Origin of the sequence: Reyranella sp., assembly GCF_004296935.1 — a bacterium.
Classification (GTDB): domain Bacteria; phylum Pseudomonadota; class Alphaproteobacteria; order Reyranellales; family Reyranellaceae; genus Reyranella.
On the sequence record NZ_SCVH01000063.1, the window covers coordinates 16906 to 31378 of the forward strand.

Consider the following 14473-nt stretch of genomic DNA (forward strand, 5'->3'; position numbering starts at 1 on the left):
TCTCCTCAGGCGTCGGCTTTGCGGACGATCAGGTTGCCGGCGGCATCGGCCTCGAAGGTGTAGTGCGGCGGCACGACGGTGGTCGAATCCATCTGCAGGATGATGGCGGGGCCTGGCACGCGCTCGCCGATCGGCAGCAGCTCGCGGCGGTAGAAGCCGGTGGGATAGTCGGCGAGCTTGGGGCCGACGCGGAAGGTGCATATGCCGCTGCGCAGGAGCGCCGCTGCCACCGACTTCGCCGTGCCGGCCGTGGGTTTGGCGATCTTGGCAGCACTTGCGGCGCCTACCAGCCGCAGGTTCACGATCTCGATGGCCGAGTCGGCGAAGTGATGGCCGTACTCGCGCTTGTGGATCTCGTGGAAAGCCTCGAAGGCCACCGCGAGCGTGGCGGCCTCGAGCGTGCCGTCGGGGAAGGGCACGCGGAGCTCATAGCCTTGGCCCACGTAACGGAGATCGCCGCGCCGCTCGAAGGTGACCTTAGCGAGATCGATGCCGTCGGAGGTGAAGCGGCCGGCCAGTTCCTTCGCCATCGCCGCGAAGTCGGCGTTGATGCGCGCAAGGTCGGCGGCTCCCGAGACCTGGAAGGAGGTGCGGATGGCGTCGTAGCGCAGGTCGCTGATCAGGAGGCCCACCGCGGAGGTGATGCCGGGATGCGGCGGCACGATCACTTCGGTGACGCCCAGCATCTCGGCTACTTCGGCGCCATGCAGCGGCCCCGCACCGCCGAACGCCACCAGCGTGTAGTTGCGCGGATCGATGCCTTTCTGGACCGTGCGCGACCGGATGGCGTTGGCCATGTTGGCGTTGATGACGGTGATCACGCCCTCCGCCGCCTCGCGGTCGGAGAGGCCCAACTCGCGCGCCAGCTCGCCGATCACGCGGCGCGCGGCGACCTCGTCGAGCGACATGCCGCCGCCCAGAAAGTTGCCGCCGTCGAGGCGGCCCAGCACGACGTTGGCGTCGGTGACGGTGGCGCGCGTGCCGCCGCGGCCGTAGGCGGCGGGGCCGGGCACGGCGCCGGCCGAGCGCGGGCCGACCTTGAAGGCACCGGCCTGGTCGACGTGGGCGATCGAGCCGCCGCCGGCGCCGATCGTATGCACGTCGATCATCGGCACCATCACCGGGAAGCCCGCGATCCAGGTATCGCGCGCGGTGGCCTCGCCGAAGCCGCCCTCGGTCACGATCCCGATATCGGCCGAGGTGCCGCCGACGTCGAAGGTGATGAGATTGCGCCGGCCCGAGAGGCCGCCGGCCCAGTCGCCGCCGATCACGCCCGCCGCCGGCCCTGACAGGAGCGTGAGCACCGGCCGCTCGGCCACCATGGCGGGCGTCGCCACGCCGCCGTTCGAGGCCATGATGCGGAGATCGGCCTTGAAGCCCGAGGCCTCGATCTCCGATTCGAGGCGCGTCACGTAGTTGCGCACCTTGGGGCCGACAAAGGCGTTCATCGCCGTGGTGGTGAAGCGCTCGAACTCGCGGAACTGCGGCGACACCGAAGAAGAGGTGGTGGCGAAGCAGGCCGGATATTCCTCGCGCACGATTTCCATGGCGCGCGCCTCGTGGGCGGCATCGAGGTAGGAGAAAAGGAAGCAGATGGCGATGGCTTCGACGCCGGCTTCCTTCAATTCGCGCACGGCCTGGCGCACGCCTTCCTCGTCGAGCGCCTCCAGCACCTCGCCCTTGGGCGGCACCAGACGTTCCGTCACGGTCTTGCGGTGGCGGCGCTTGACCAGCGGGCGGTCCTGCCAGGGGATGTCCTGCATGATCGAGTAGTGCTGCGGCCGCTGGTGACGGCCGATGTGCAGGATGTCGCGATAGCCGCCGGTGGTGATCATGCCGGTGACGGCACCGTCGTGCTCGAGGATGGCGTTGGTGGCGATGGTGGTGCCGTGGAACACCGTGTCGATGGTCTCGCGCGGGATCCCATACTTGTCGCAGAGCGCCATGAGGCCCTGCACGACGCCGCGCGAGGGATCGTCCGGTGTGGTCGAGATCTTGTGGACGGCGGTCCGGCCGGCTTCGGTATCGGCATAGACCAGGTCGGTGAACGTCCCGCCGACATCGACGCCGATCAATCGCATGAACCGCCTCCCGCTATCCGTTGGCGGAGAACGAGCAAGAGCCGCGCCAACCCTTGGCCGTCCGGCCCTCTGTCCCCAGGCAATTCTACAGTGCTGGCATGGGGCTTGCTTCCCTGCTGACATGGCAAAGCAGCCAGATATTGAACTCGTTGCCCTGACCAAGCGCTATGGCGAGGCCGTCGCGGTCGATGCCATCAACCTGCGCATTCCGGCCGGCACCTACTGCTGCCTGCTGGGGCCCTCGGGCTGCGGCAAGACCACGACCTTGCGCATGATGGCGGGCCACGAGGAGGCGAGCGAGGGCGACGTCATCCTGGGCACCGAGAACATCACCCACGCGGCCCCGGCGGCGCGCGGCACGGCCATGATGTTCCAGAGCTACGCCCTGTTTCCGCATCTCGACTGCACCGACAACGTGGCCTTCAGCCTGAAAATGCGTGGTGTCGACAAGGACACCCGGCGCGCGCGGGCCCGCGAGATGTTGGGGCGTGTCCAGATGGAGCCCTACGCCAGCCGCCTGCCGGCCCAGCTCTCGGGCGGCCAGCAGCAGCGTGTGGCGCTGGCGCGGGCGCTCATCACCGATCCGCAGGTGCTGTTGCTCGACGAGCCCTTGTCGGCGCTCGATCCGTTCCTGCGCATCAAAATGCGCGAGGAGCTGAAGACGCTGCAGACCCGGCTTGGCATCAGCTTCATCCATGTCACGCACAGCCAGGACGAGGCAATGGCGCTGGCCGACCTCGTGGTGGTGATGAACCGCGGCCGGATCGAACAGGCCGGCACCGCGCGCGAGGTCTTCAACCGCCCGGCCTCGTCGTTCGTGGCGAAATTCATCGGTGGGCACAACGTGCTGCCGGCGGCGGTGGCGCGCGGCCCCGGCAGTTCGCCGCTGGTCGCCATCCGCGCCGACCGCATGACGGTGCAGGCGGGCGGCGCGGCCGAGATCGGCGCCTCGTCGCTCCAGGGTGTGGCGCGGTCCGTCGAGTATCTCGGCTCGACCGTGCAGGTCGGCATCGACGTGGCCGGCCTGGAGACTTTGTCGGCCGTGGTGTCGGAGGCGCGCTTCGACGCGTCGCCGGTGGCGCCCGGCCAACCCGTGGTTCTGTCGTGGAAGCCCGAGGACGTGCACGCCCTCGGACATTGAGGGGAGGCGGCCCCGCGCCGCCATTGACTGAGGAGGAGAACGAGATGGCTCGCAAGATGAAGGGCGGCATCGGCCGCCGCAGGATGCTGAAGGGTGCCGCGGGTGCTGCAGGCGTGGCCATGGGCAGCGGGGCGATCACCGGCTTCCCGGTGATCTGGGCGCAGAACACCAAGAACATCGTGCTGCGCCAGTGCGGCACCGGCGTGTCGGCGATCAACGAGATCGCCGAGAAGTGCAAGGCCGACCTCGGCTTCACGCTCCAGATGACGGCGCTCGATTCGGATGCCGTCGTGCAGCGCGTGGTGACGCAACCGAACTCGTTCGACATCGGCGACATCGAATACTGGATGTGCAAGAAGGTCTTTCCGGCGAACACGCTGCAGGCGATGGACGTCAAGAAGATCAAGTACTTCGACAAGATCGTGCCGATCTTCACGACCGGCAAGCTGAAGCCCGACAGCGTCATCGCCCAGGGCACGGCGCCGAACACGGTGAGCTTCGTCGAAGGGCCAGGCTCGACCAAGTTCGCCAAGGGTCAGACCGGCTGGTTCACGATGATCCCCACGATCTACAACGCCGACACGCTTGGCATCCGGCCCGACCTGGTCGGCCGCAAGATCGAGAACTGGAAGGACATCCTCGATCCCAAGTTCAAGGGCAAGACGTCGATCCTGAACATTCCCTCGATCGGCATCATGGATGCCGCGATGATCTGCGAGTCGGCCGGCATCGTGAAGTACGGCGACAAGGGCAACATGACCAAGGCGGAGATCGACAAGACCATCGATTTCCTGATCAAGACCAAGAAGGAAGGCCAGTTCCGAGCCTTCTGGAAGACCTTCGACGAGTCGGTCAACCTTATGACCTCGGGCGAGGTCGTGATCCAGTCGATGTGGTCTCCGGCGGTGTCGGCGGTGCGCGCCAAGGGCGTGCCCTGTGTCTATCAGCCACTCAAGGAAGGCTACCGCGCCTGGGGCGGCGGCATCGCGCTGGCCAAGCATCTGCAGGGTGCGCAGCTCGATGCGGCCTACGAGTACATCAACTGGTACCTGTCGGGTTGGGTTGGCGCGTTCCTCAACCGCCAAGGTTACTACTCGGCGGTGCTCGACACCGCCAAGGCCAACATGAGCGCCGACGAATGGGGATTCTGGATGGAAGGCAAGCCCGCCCAGGGCGACATCAAGAACCCGCAGGGCGTGGTGGTGGAAAAGAAGGGCGCCGTGCGCGACGGCGGCTCGTTCTATGAACGCATGGGCGCCGTCGCCTGCTGGAACGCGGTGATGGATGAGGACCGCTACATGGTTCAGAAGTGGAACCAGTTCATCGCCGCCTGATCGAAGCCAAGCACTGAGGAGTGGCGCCGCGACAGCGGCGCCCCGTCCTTCGATGTCCCGCGCAAAGCTCTGGGTCACCTACCTGCAGGTCGCACCGCTCGCGCTGGTGTTCCTGCTGTTTCTCATCGTGCCGATCGCCACGATCGTGGTGGTGAGCTTCTTCGACTACAACACGACGCAGATCATCCCGGCATTCCTGCTGCAGAACTACGAGGAGCTGCTGCTTTCGCCCGTGACCTGGCGGACCTACCTGCAGACGGTCGAGTTCGCCCTCATCACCTGGGCGCTCACCCTGGTGATCGGTTTCACCGTCGCCTACTTCGTGGCCTTCTACGTGCGCTCGCCCACGGTGCAGACGGTGCTGTTCCTGCTCTGCACCATCCCGTTCTGGACCTCCAACGTGATCCGCATGATCTCGTGGATCCCGTTCCTCGGGCGCAACGGGCTCGCCAACACGACGCTGATGAACATGGGCCTGATAAAACAGCCGCTGGAATTCCTGCTCTACTCGGACTTCGCGGTCGTGCTGGCCTATGTCCACCTCTACACGCTGTTCATGGTGGTGCCGATCTTCAACTCGATGATGCGCATCGACCGCAGCCTGCTCGAGGCGGCGCGCGATGCCGGCGCGTCGGGCTGGCAGACGCTGCTCAATGTCATCCTGCCGCTGTGCAAGCCCGGCATCGCCATCGGCTCGATCTTCGTCGTCACCATCGTCATGGGCGACTTCGTCACCGTGCGCATGATGAGCGGCGGCCTCAGCGCCTCGGTGGGGCTCATGATGGCCAATGCCATGTCGCTGCTGCAGTATCCCGCGGCGGCCGCCAATGCGGTCATCTTGCTGCTGCTGGTGCTGTTCATCGTCGCCGCCATGATGCGCATGGTCGATATCCGCAAGGAGCTGTGACGTGCAGCACGGCAAGCGCGGCCTCTCTTTCTGGCTCCTCGGCGCCTTCTTCTGCCTGTTCGTGCTGTTCCTCTACGGCCCGACGCTGACCATCCTCATCCTGTCGTTCCAGGGTCCCTCGGGCGGTCTCACCTTCCCGATGAACGGCGTCTCGCTGCATTGGTTCAAGAACCTGTTCGAGAAGCAGATGGTGGGCGACTTTGCAGGCTCGCTGCAGCGCTCGATGATCCTGGGCGCCGCGACCATGCTGGTGACGGTGGTCGCCTCCTTCTCGGCCGGCCTTGCCTTCCGTACACGGTTTCGCGGCTCCGGCGTCGTTTTCTATCTCGCCATCGCCAGCCTGATCGTGCCGTCGATCCTGATCAGCCTCGGCATCGGCCTCCTGTTCCGTGTGCTGGGCTGGGACCCGGCCTGGTACACCTCGGCCTTCGGCGCCCACCTGACCTGGACCCTGCCATTCGGGCTCCTGATCATGTTCGCGGTCTTCAACCGCTTCGACCGGCGCTACGAAGAAGCGTCGCGCGACTTGGGCGCCACCTCATGGCAGACGATCCGGCACGTCGTCATCCCGATCCTGCTGCCGAGCCTGATCGGCGTCGGCCTGTTCGGTTTCACATTGAGCTACGACGAGTTCGCGCGCAGCCTCTATACAGCCGGCACTTTCAACACCCTGCCGCTCGAGATCTACGGCATGACCACGAATGTCACGACGCCAGTGCTCTATGCATTGGGTACCGTGACCACGGGCGTGTCCTTCGCCGTGATCGCCATTGCCTTGGTGTCGGTGACGTGGCTGCGGCGCCGCCGCGCCCGCCACGGCAGTGACGCCGGCAAGGCCGCCTGACGTGACCCGCCGCGCCCGGGTCCTGCGCCTGGCGACGGCCGGCCCGGGCGATGCGGCCGCCCTGGGCGCCGCCATCGATGCCGGCGAGGTCGATCCCGCGACCATCGTCGCCATCGTCGGCAAGACCGAGGGCAACGGCTGCGTCAACGATTTCACGCGAGGCTACGCCACTCTGGCGCTGAAGCTCCTGCTGGCCGAGCGGCTGAAGTGCGCTCCGGCCGAGATCGAGAAGCGGGTCGCCATCGTGATGTCGGGCGGCACCGAGGGTGGATTGTCGCCGCACCTGCTGGTGTTCTGCCGCGAGGCCGTGACCGCGGTGTCGTCCGGGCCGCGGCTGGCCATCGGCATCGGTCTCACGCGCGCCTTCAGGCCCGAGGAAATCGGCCGCACGCCGCAAGTCGAGGAGACCGCCGCGGCGGTCAAGCTGGCCATGATGGACGCCGGTATCGTCTCGCCGTCGGACGTTCACTTCGTGCAGATTAAATGTCCACTTCTTACCAAGGGGCGCATCGAGGAGGCGCTCGGGCGCGGCGAGACCGTCGCGACCGACGATACCTATCACTCGATGGCCGTTTCGCGCGGTGCGTCGGCGCTGGGCGTTGCCCTGGCACTGGACGAGGTGAAGGACGTGCCGGAGCAGGCGATCTGCCGCGACTGGTCGCTCTACTCCAGCGTCGCCAGCACCTCGGCCGGTGTGGAACTGCTGCGCAACGAGATTGTCGTTCTGGGTAATGCGCCCGGCTGGGCCGGCGATCTCGTGATCGGTCATGACGTGATGAAGGACGCGATCGATGCCGAAGCCGCGCGGCGCGTGCTGGCCGGGATCGGCGGCGCGACCGTCGCCGTGCTCGCCAAGGCCGAAGCGTCGCCCTCGGGTGAGATCCGCGGCCGGCGCCACACAATGCTCGATGACAGCGACATCCATTCGACCCGCCATGCCCGCGCCCTGGTGGGCGGCGTGCTGGCCGGCGTGATCGGCGACACGATGCTCTATGTCTCCGGCGGCGCCGAGCACCAGGGGCCGGCTGGCGGCGGCCCGGTCGCGATCATTGGGCGGGTTTGATCGGCTGGGCTAAGCTCATCCGATGAGCCCATCGGATCCCCCATCGAATCCCTATGAAAGTCTCGGCGTTCGTCGCCGCATCAATGCCGCCGGCGCGCTGACGCGGCTGGGCGGCGCCGTGATGGCGCCTGAGGTGATGGCGGCGATGGCGGCGGCGTCGCGGGCTTCCGTCGACATCGGCGAATTGCAGGACGCGGCGAGCAGCCGGATTGCCGAGGCCACCGGCGCGGAGGCGGGCCTCGTGACCACGGGCGCCGCGGCGGCGCTCACCCTGGCCGCGGCCGCGTCGATCGCGCGCTGGGACGTGGCCAAGATGGCGGCGCTCCCGCATGCCGACGCTTTCCCGCGCGACATCCTGATCCCGCGTACGCACCGCACAGGCTACGCCCATGCACTGGCGGCCTCTGGCGCGCGATTGGTCGACATCGGCCACAACGACCGCGGCACCGGCGCCGGCGTGCGCGGCCTCGAAGCCTGGGAGATCGAGACCGCGCTCACGCCGTCGGTGGTCGCCATGGTTTTTTCAGTCAATGCCACCAGCATCGTCGACTTGCCGACGGCCATGGCCGTGTGCCGGGCGAACGGCGTTCCGTTGATCGTCGATGCCGCGGCGCAGTTGCCACCCAAGGAGAATCTCCGTCGTTTCATCTCGATGGGCGTCGATCTCGTGGCCTTCTCCGGCGGCAAGGCGCTCGGCGGGCCGCAGGCCTCAGGCATCCTGGCCGGTCGCCGCGATCTCGTGGCCTCGGCGCTCCTGCAGCAACTCGACATGGACGTGGCGCCCGAGACCTGGGTGCCGCCGAAGATGGTCGACCGCGCCAACCTGCGCGGCGTACCGCATCACGGTATCGGTCGCGGCTTCAAGGCGGGCAAGGAGGAGATCGTGGGCCTGCTGACCGCGCTCGACCGTTTCGTCAAAGCCGACGATGCGGCCAACAACGCCGCCCTCGAAGCACGGTTGAAGGCGATCGCCGCGGCGTTGGACGGCCTCGACATCAAACTGGTGCCGGCGCGTCAGACCGGGCGCGTGCCGGTGCTCGAGATTGCCGTGTCCGACGCGTTGGCCATGAGCGCACGCCTGCAGCGCAACGACCCGCCGGTGCATCTGTCCGAGCGTCATGCCGCGCGCGGCGTGCTGACGCTCGACCCGCAGGTGCTGCTGCCCGAACACGATGCGCCACTCGCGGCGGCGATCCGGGCAGCCCTCTAGTCGACGGACGCCTGGCCTTCGTCGCGATAGGCCCAGCACTGGTCGGGCGGCAGGGTGAGGGCGATCTCGCCGTCGGTGGTGTGGCGCGCGGCGGTGCCCAGTTCCAGGACCTCCACGCGCTGGCCGCCGAACTCGACGTCGTAGACGGTCTGCATGCCCTGGTAGCGGCGCTCCGTGATCCGGCCGGAGAACGCGTTGGCGGGCCCGCGTTCCCCGAGGCGGACATTCTCGGCGCGCAGCGCCACGCGCGCCTTGTCGCCGGGGCTGAGTGGCTGCGGCGTCCAGGCCTCGATGCGGCCGGCGGCACCGAGATCGATGGTTGCCTTGTCGCCGCTGCGCGCCAGCACCTTGCCCAGGAGCACGTTGGAGGCGCCGGTGAAGTTGGCGACGAACGGATCGGCCGGCCTGTTGTAGATCTCGTCCGGCGGCGCCATCTGCAGCAGCTTGCCCTCGCGCATCACGCCGATACGGTCGCCCAGCACCACGGCCTCGGACTGGTCGTGGGTGACATAGAGACCGGTCATGCCGGTCTGCTTCAGGATGCGGCGCAATTCGTCGCGCAAGCGGATGCGGAGCTTGGCATCGAGGTTCGAGAGCGGCTCATCGAGCAGCAGCAGTTGTGGCCGGTAGACGAGGCTGCGGGCCAGGGCTACGCGCTGCATCTGGCCGCCCGACAGCGACGTCACCGAACGCTGGGCATAGTCGCCCAGCCCAACCAACTCGAGCGTGTCGCGCACCTTGGCGGCAATGTCGCCGCCGCCACTGCTGCGGCGATACTTCAGCGGATAGGCGACGTTCTGGTAGACCGTCATGTGCGGCCATACGGCATAGGACTGGAAGACCATGCCGATGTCGCGCTCGCGCGGACTCACCAGAACACCACGCTCCGGTTCCGAGACGATGCGGTCGCCGATGGAGATGCGGCCGCCCGTGGGATGTTCCAGACCGGCGACGCAGCGCAGGGTCGTGGTCTTGCCGCAGCCCGAGGGCCCCAGCAGAACCACGATCTCGCCCGCCGGCACGTCGAAACTCACACCGTCAACGGCAGGCTTGCCCGTCGCGAAGCGCTTGACCAGGTCCTCGATGAGAAGTGCGGAGCTCACTGGCGATAGCCGTAGGTCTTGTTCCACTCTTCGATCCAGGGGGTGCGCAGCTTCTCGAACTGCTCGAAGTTGGGCACCCAGACCTTGACCACCTTGGGGTCCCAGCCCTTGGGAAACGCCGGCGGATCCTTGAGCGAGGTGATGTTGCCCAGCTTGGCGATCTGGAAGGCCTGGCCTTCCTTGGACAGGCGCCAGTTCATGAACAGCTTGGCGGCATTGGGGTTCTTGGCTGTCTTGGGAATGCCGTCGGCATAGGGAATGATCGGAACGCCCTCGGGCGCGAAGATCGCCTCGGCCGGCGCCCCATCGACGATCTTGGTGTAGATGATGTTGTAGAGCAGCGGCGCGATGGAAACTTCGCCGCGCACCAGGGCATCGGAAAGCGGAGCACCCGACGGGTAGAGCGCGATGCCGAGTTCGGCCTGCTTCTTCCAGTAGTCCTCACCCAGCACCTGGCGCTCGAACATCGAGCGCGTCCAGGTCGTGCCGCCCGACGGGGCGACGACCTGGCCGATCAGCTTGCCCTTGTACTCGGGCTTGGTGAGATCCATCCAGGTCTTGGGCGGATTCTTCACGATCGCCGTGTTGTAGGCGATCGCCCAGCCCAGCGTGACGCCGGGCCAGAACTTCGGCGACACCAGCGCGTCGGGACGGTAGTCGGCGGCGTTGGGCGGCGCGTAGTCCTGGAAGAGGTCTTCCAGCTCCTTCATCAGGCCGCGATCGGAATGGTCGACCACGTCGGCCGCGAGCTTGCCGGCCGCCGCCTCGGTCTTGATGCGGGTGATGAGCTGGCCGCCCGGCGCGCGGACCATGGACACCTTCACCTTGGGAAAGCGCTTGTTGAATTCCTTGATCACCTCCTGCTCCGTCTCGGCGAAGTTGGCGGTGTAGTAAGTGAGTTGGCCTTCTTTCTCGGCTGCCGCGATCAGCTCCTTGGAGCCGAACTCGTTCTGCGCCCAAACCGGCAGCCCGGCCAGGGAGACCGCCATGCCGAAGGCGGTCACAATCGTCATCCTGCGCATCATCGTTCGTCTCCTCCAGTTGTCGTCGTTTCGCTAATTGAAGCGGGCGCTCTGCGTCGTTTCGCGCGATAGCCAGGTCGTGAAGCTCAGCAGGACCGCGAGGATCGCGGTTTGCACCAGGCTGAAGGCGGCGGTCTTGCCGGTATTTCCGCCTTCGTAGTAGTCGAGCAGCAGCACGGCCATTACGGTCGTGTCGCTGGTGTAAAGGAAGAGGGAAGACCCGAGCTCGCGGATCGCCAGCACGAACAGCAGCGTCATTGACGCCACCACGCCCGGCCGCGCCAGCGGCAGCACGACGGTGCGGATGGTGCCGAGCAGGCCGCGGCCGCAGATCCACGCGGCCTCCTCGAGTTCCTTGTGGATTTGCAGGAACGAGGTCGACAGCGCCTTCACCGTGTCGGGAATGAATCGCGCCACGAAAGCCAGCGCCAGGATCCAGATCGTGCCGTAAAGGCCGCCCGGCAGGCCGATCCACGCCCACAGATAGGCGACGCCGACGACCAGGCCGGGAATGGCGACGGGTACCGTCGAGAGCAGGTCGATCGACTTGCGGCCGGCGACCTGGGTGCGGAAGACGGTGTAGCCGATGGCGAAGGCCAGCACGCCGCCGATGACCGCCGTGATGACGCCGACCTTCAGCGTATTCCAGATCGACAACATGGTCAGTGGATTGTCGAACACGCTGTTGAAGTGGGCCCAGCTGTACTGGCGCATGTCGAACAGCGCGTCGAAATCCTTGAAGAACATGAATTTGCGAAACGCCGCGATGACCAGCGCCAAAGTCGGCAGCACGACCACGATCATCAGGTAGGTCATGGCCAGACTGAAGGTGAACCAGCGCCACTTGCCGAGATTGAGGCTGCGCGGCCGGAATGCCTTGCCGGCAACGGTGGCGAAGCTGCGGCCCGACAGAATTCGCTGTTGAGCCCAGACCAGGATCGCGGTGACGACCATGAGCAGGATCGCGACGGCCGCGGCGGTGTTGTAGAGAGGCGGACTCCAGGCCGTGAGCTGGAAGATGTAGGTCGTGAGCACGTTGATGTTGGCTGGCGCACCGAGCGCCGCCGGCACGCCGTAGATGCCCAGCATCACCACGAACGACAGCAGCGAACCCGCCAGGATGGCGGGCGCAATCAGGGGAAAGGTAACGGTGAAGATCGTCGTGAAGGCGCTGGCGCCGGCCACTTCGGAGGCTTCCTCGAGGCTCGGGTCCATGTTCTTCAGTGCCGAGGCGGTGAACATGTAGACGTAGGGCGCGTAATACATGCCGAAGACGATGATGAGACCCGACATCGAATAGAAGTTGAAGCGGAAGTCGATGTTCATCCATTTCAGCGCGGTATTGAGCAGGCCGGTCTTGGGCGAACCCAGGATGCCCCAGGCGACGCCCGCGACCAGCGGCGGCACGAACAGCGGGATCAGGCTGGCGCCGGCAATGAATCCCCTGAACGGCGTGTTGGTGCGCACCACGATCCACGAGAAGGCGAGGCCGATCACCACCGCCAGGATGGTGCCGCCGCCGCAGGCGGCGAGCGCATTGAGGAAGGCGAGATGGACATTCTCGTTGCCCAGCACTTCGAGGAAATGCTTGGCCGAGGGCTTGAACTTGCCGAAGCCGTCGATCACCGGATTGGAATCGCTCAGCGCTCCGAACACCAGCATCAAGAGCGGGTAGATCACCAGAAACGTCAGCAGGAGCAGAAGCGCCAGGACCCAAAGAGGCGCGGCCAGCCGGCGCGGCGGACGCGCGGCAGCGGTCGATATCGGCAAATCGGCAGCACTCGTCGCCGTCAAAACGCTTCTTCCCTTCCCTATGCCGACGGTCGCCCCCGCGGCTTTTTCATTAGCTATGCGACCGTAGCCCATCGTGAAATCCGACGCTACGCTTTGGTTATGAAACTCCCGACCCACGACCGATACGACTATGTGCCGCTGCGCGGACGGCAGGTCTATTCCTGGCCAGGCAACCACAGGCTGGCCGTGTACTTCGCCTTGAACCTCGAACACTTCTCTTTCGGCGAGGGGCTTGGCGCGGAGTTGGCGCCGGGCGGACCGCAGCCCGACGTCCTCAACTTCGCCTGGCGCGACTACGGTAACCGGGTCGGCGCCTGGTACATGCTCGACGCTTTCGATGCGTTGGGCCTGCCGCTGGCCGCGCTCGCGAACAGTTCGATGTACGACTATGCGCCGGACCTGATGGCGGCGGTACGGGCACGCGGCGACGAGATCGTGGGCCATGGCCGTACCAACGCCGAACGGCAGGGAACGCTCGACGAGGCCGCCGAACGCGCATTGATAGGCGAGGCGACATCCCGCCTGTCGGAAGCAGAAGGGCGGAAACCGGAGGGCTGGCTGGGGCCGTGGATCTCGCACAGCCATCGCACGCCCGACCTGCTGGCCGAGGCCGGCTACCGCTATCTCCTCGACTGGTGCATGGACGACCAGCCGATCTGGTTCCGCTGCCGCGGCGGCAAGCGCATCCTGGCGGTACCTTATCCGCAGGAGGTGAACGACATTCCGGCGATCGTCGCGCGCAAGATGGGCGCGGAGGCGTTCGCCGACATGATCGTCGATCAGTTCGACGAGATGCTGGAGCTCTCCGAGGCGCGGCCGCTGGTCATGGGCGTGGCGCTGCATGCCTATCTCGTGGGCCAGCCGCACCGGCTCCGGCATCTCAAGCGGGCGCTCCGGCATATCGCGGCGAGGCGCGAGGCGATCTGGCTGACCACGCCGGGCGCCATCGCCCGGCACTGCGAGTCTTTCCCCGCCGGCACAATTCCCTGAGGAGCTTCATGCGTCTTTTCACCGCCACGCTCGCCACCGAGACCAACACCTTTTCGCCACTGCCGACCAGCATCGAGAACTATCGAGAATCAGTATTCCTGCGGCCCGGCGAGCATCCGACCGATGCGCCGCGCATGTGTACCGCGCCGCTGTTCGTCGGCCGCGCGCGCGCCAAAGCGGAGGGCTTCGAGCTGATCGAGGGCAGCTGCTTTGCCGCCAGTCCGGCCGGCACCACCAACGGCCCCGACTACGAAGCCATGCGCGACGAGATCCTGGACCAGCTCAAGGCTGCAATGCCGGTCGACGGCCTGCTGCTCGGCCTGCACGGCGCCATGGTGGCGCATGGCTATGACGACGTCGAAGGCGACATCATCGAACGGGCCCGCGCCATCGTCGGCCCCAAATGCGTGATCGGCGTCGAACTCGACCCGCACTGCCATCTCACGATGAAGCGTGTCGCGGCGTCCGATATCATCGTGCTCTACAAGGAGTTCCCGCACACCGACGTGGTCGAGCGCGCCGAGGACGTGCTCGACCTGGTGCTGCGCACCCTGCGCGGCGAGATCAAGCCGGTCACCTCGGTCTATGACTGCCGGCAGATCCAGAGCTATCCCACCACGCTGCAGCCGATGCGCGGTCTGGTTGATCGCATCATGGCGATGGAGGGCAAGAACGGCATCCTCTCGGTCTCCATCGCCCACTGCTTTCCCTACGGCGACGTGCCCGAGATCGGCACCAGGGTGTTGGTGATCGCCGATGGCGACAAGAAGAAGGCCGACGCGCTCGCCAGCACCCTGGGCGAGGAACTGGTGGGCTTGCGCGGCAAGACCGCGCCGCCGTCGTTCGATATCGCAGCCGGGGTGGGCGAGGGGCTCGCCTTCAACGACCTGCCGGTGATGATCGCCGATCCCGCCGACAACGCCGGCGGTGGCGCGCCCTCGGACAACACCGACATCCTGCGCCACCTGATCGCGAACAAGGTCG

Annotated in this window: 12 protein-coding genes; 8 read left to right on the top strand and 4 right to left on the bottom strand. The window is 66.5% G+C overall.

The features are described 5' to 3' along the window. Positions 1-5 precede the first annotated feature (5 nt). A complete protein-coding gene (locus EPO55_RS08405; RefSeq protein WP_296336179.1) occupies positions 6-2081 on the bottom strand; it encodes a hydantoinase/oxoprolinase family protein in 2076 nt (691 codons plus the stop codon). 121 nt (positions 2082-2202) lie between these two features. On the opposite strand from EPO55_RS08405, the gene EPO55_RS08410 reads away from it, so the two are divergent. Genes EPO55_RS08410 through EPO55_RS08435 form a run of 6 tightly spaced genes read left to right on the top strand, consistent with a single transcriptional unit; the run spans position 2203 to position 8580 of the window. Continuing rightward, entirely contained in the window at positions 2203-3222 is a 1020-nt protein-coding gene (locus EPO55_RS08410) for an ABC transporter ATP-binding protein (protein WP_296336180.1), read from the top strand. 44 nt (positions 3223-3266) lie between these two features. After that, positions 3267-4556, top strand: coding sequence for a PotD/PotF family extracellular solute-binding protein (locus EPO55_RS08415; RefSeq protein WP_296336181.1), 1290 nt, complete (start codon positions 3267-3269; stop codon positions 4554-4556). A 52-nt stretch (positions 4557-4608) separates the two neighbouring features. Next, on the top strand, positions 4609-5463 hold the full coding sequence (locus EPO55_RS08420) for an ABC transporter permease (RefSeq protein ID WP_296336183.1): 855 nt from the start codon (positions 4609-4611) through the stop codon (positions 5461-5463). A gap of 1 nt (position 5464) precedes the next feature. After that, positions 5465-6307 (top strand): ABC transporter permease, encoded by an 843-nt coding sequence (locus tag EPO55_RS08425; RefSeq protein ID WP_296336184.1) that lies wholly within the window; start codon positions 5465-5467, stop codon positions 6305-6307. A gap of 1 nt (position 6308) precedes the next feature. Continuing rightward, positions 6309-7370, top strand: coding sequence for a ring-opening amidohydrolase (locus EPO55_RS08430; RefSeq protein ID WP_296336185.1), 1062 nt, complete (start codon positions 6309-6311; stop codon positions 7368-7370). A 22-nt stretch (positions 7371-7392) separates the two neighbouring features. Continuing rightward, entirely contained in the window at positions 7393-8580 is a 1188-nt protein-coding gene (locus tag EPO55_RS08435) for an aminotransferase class V-fold PLP-dependent enzyme (protein WP_296336187.1), read from the top strand. On the opposite strand, the gene EPO55_RS08440 is transcribed toward EPO55_RS08435, so the two are convergent. The 3 genes from EPO55_RS08440 to EPO55_RS08450 are packed head-to-tail and all read right to left on the bottom strand — an operon-like array spanning position 8577 to position 12499. Next, the gene (locus EPO55_RS08440; protein ID WP_296336188.1) at positions 8577-9683 is read right to left on the bottom strand and encodes an ABC transporter ATP-binding protein; all 1107 of its coding nucleotides are present in this window, start codon (positions 9681-9683) and stop codon (positions 8577-8579) included. The genes EPO55_RS08435 and EPO55_RS08440 overlap by 4 nt on opposite strands. After that, positions 9680-10708, bottom strand: coding sequence for an extracellular solute-binding protein (locus EPO55_RS08445; RefSeq protein ID WP_296336189.1), 1029 nt, complete (start codon positions 10706-10708; stop codon positions 9680-9682). The genes EPO55_RS08440 and EPO55_RS08445 overlap by 4 nt, the downstream gene beginning before the upstream one ends. A 30-nt stretch (positions 10709-10738) precedes the next feature. Beyond that, positions 10739-12499, bottom strand: coding sequence for an iron ABC transporter permease (locus tag EPO55_RS08450; protein ID WP_296336191.1), 1761 nt, complete (start codon positions 12497-12499; stop codon positions 10739-10741). 99 nt (positions 12500-12598) lie between these two features. Here EPO55_RS08450 and EPO55_RS08455 point away from each other — a divergent pair, with 99 nt between their 5' ends. After that, positions 12599-13489 (top strand): polysaccharide deacetylase family protein, encoded by an 891-nt coding sequence (locus EPO55_RS08455; protein WP_296336192.1) that lies wholly within the window; start codon positions 12599-12601, stop codon positions 13487-13489. Between the two features lie 8 nt (positions 13490-13497). Beyond that, a partial coding sequence (locus EPO55_RS08460) for a M81 family metallopeptidase (RefSeq protein ID WP_296336194.1) occupies positions 13498-14473 on the top strand: 976 nt, incomplete at its 3' end.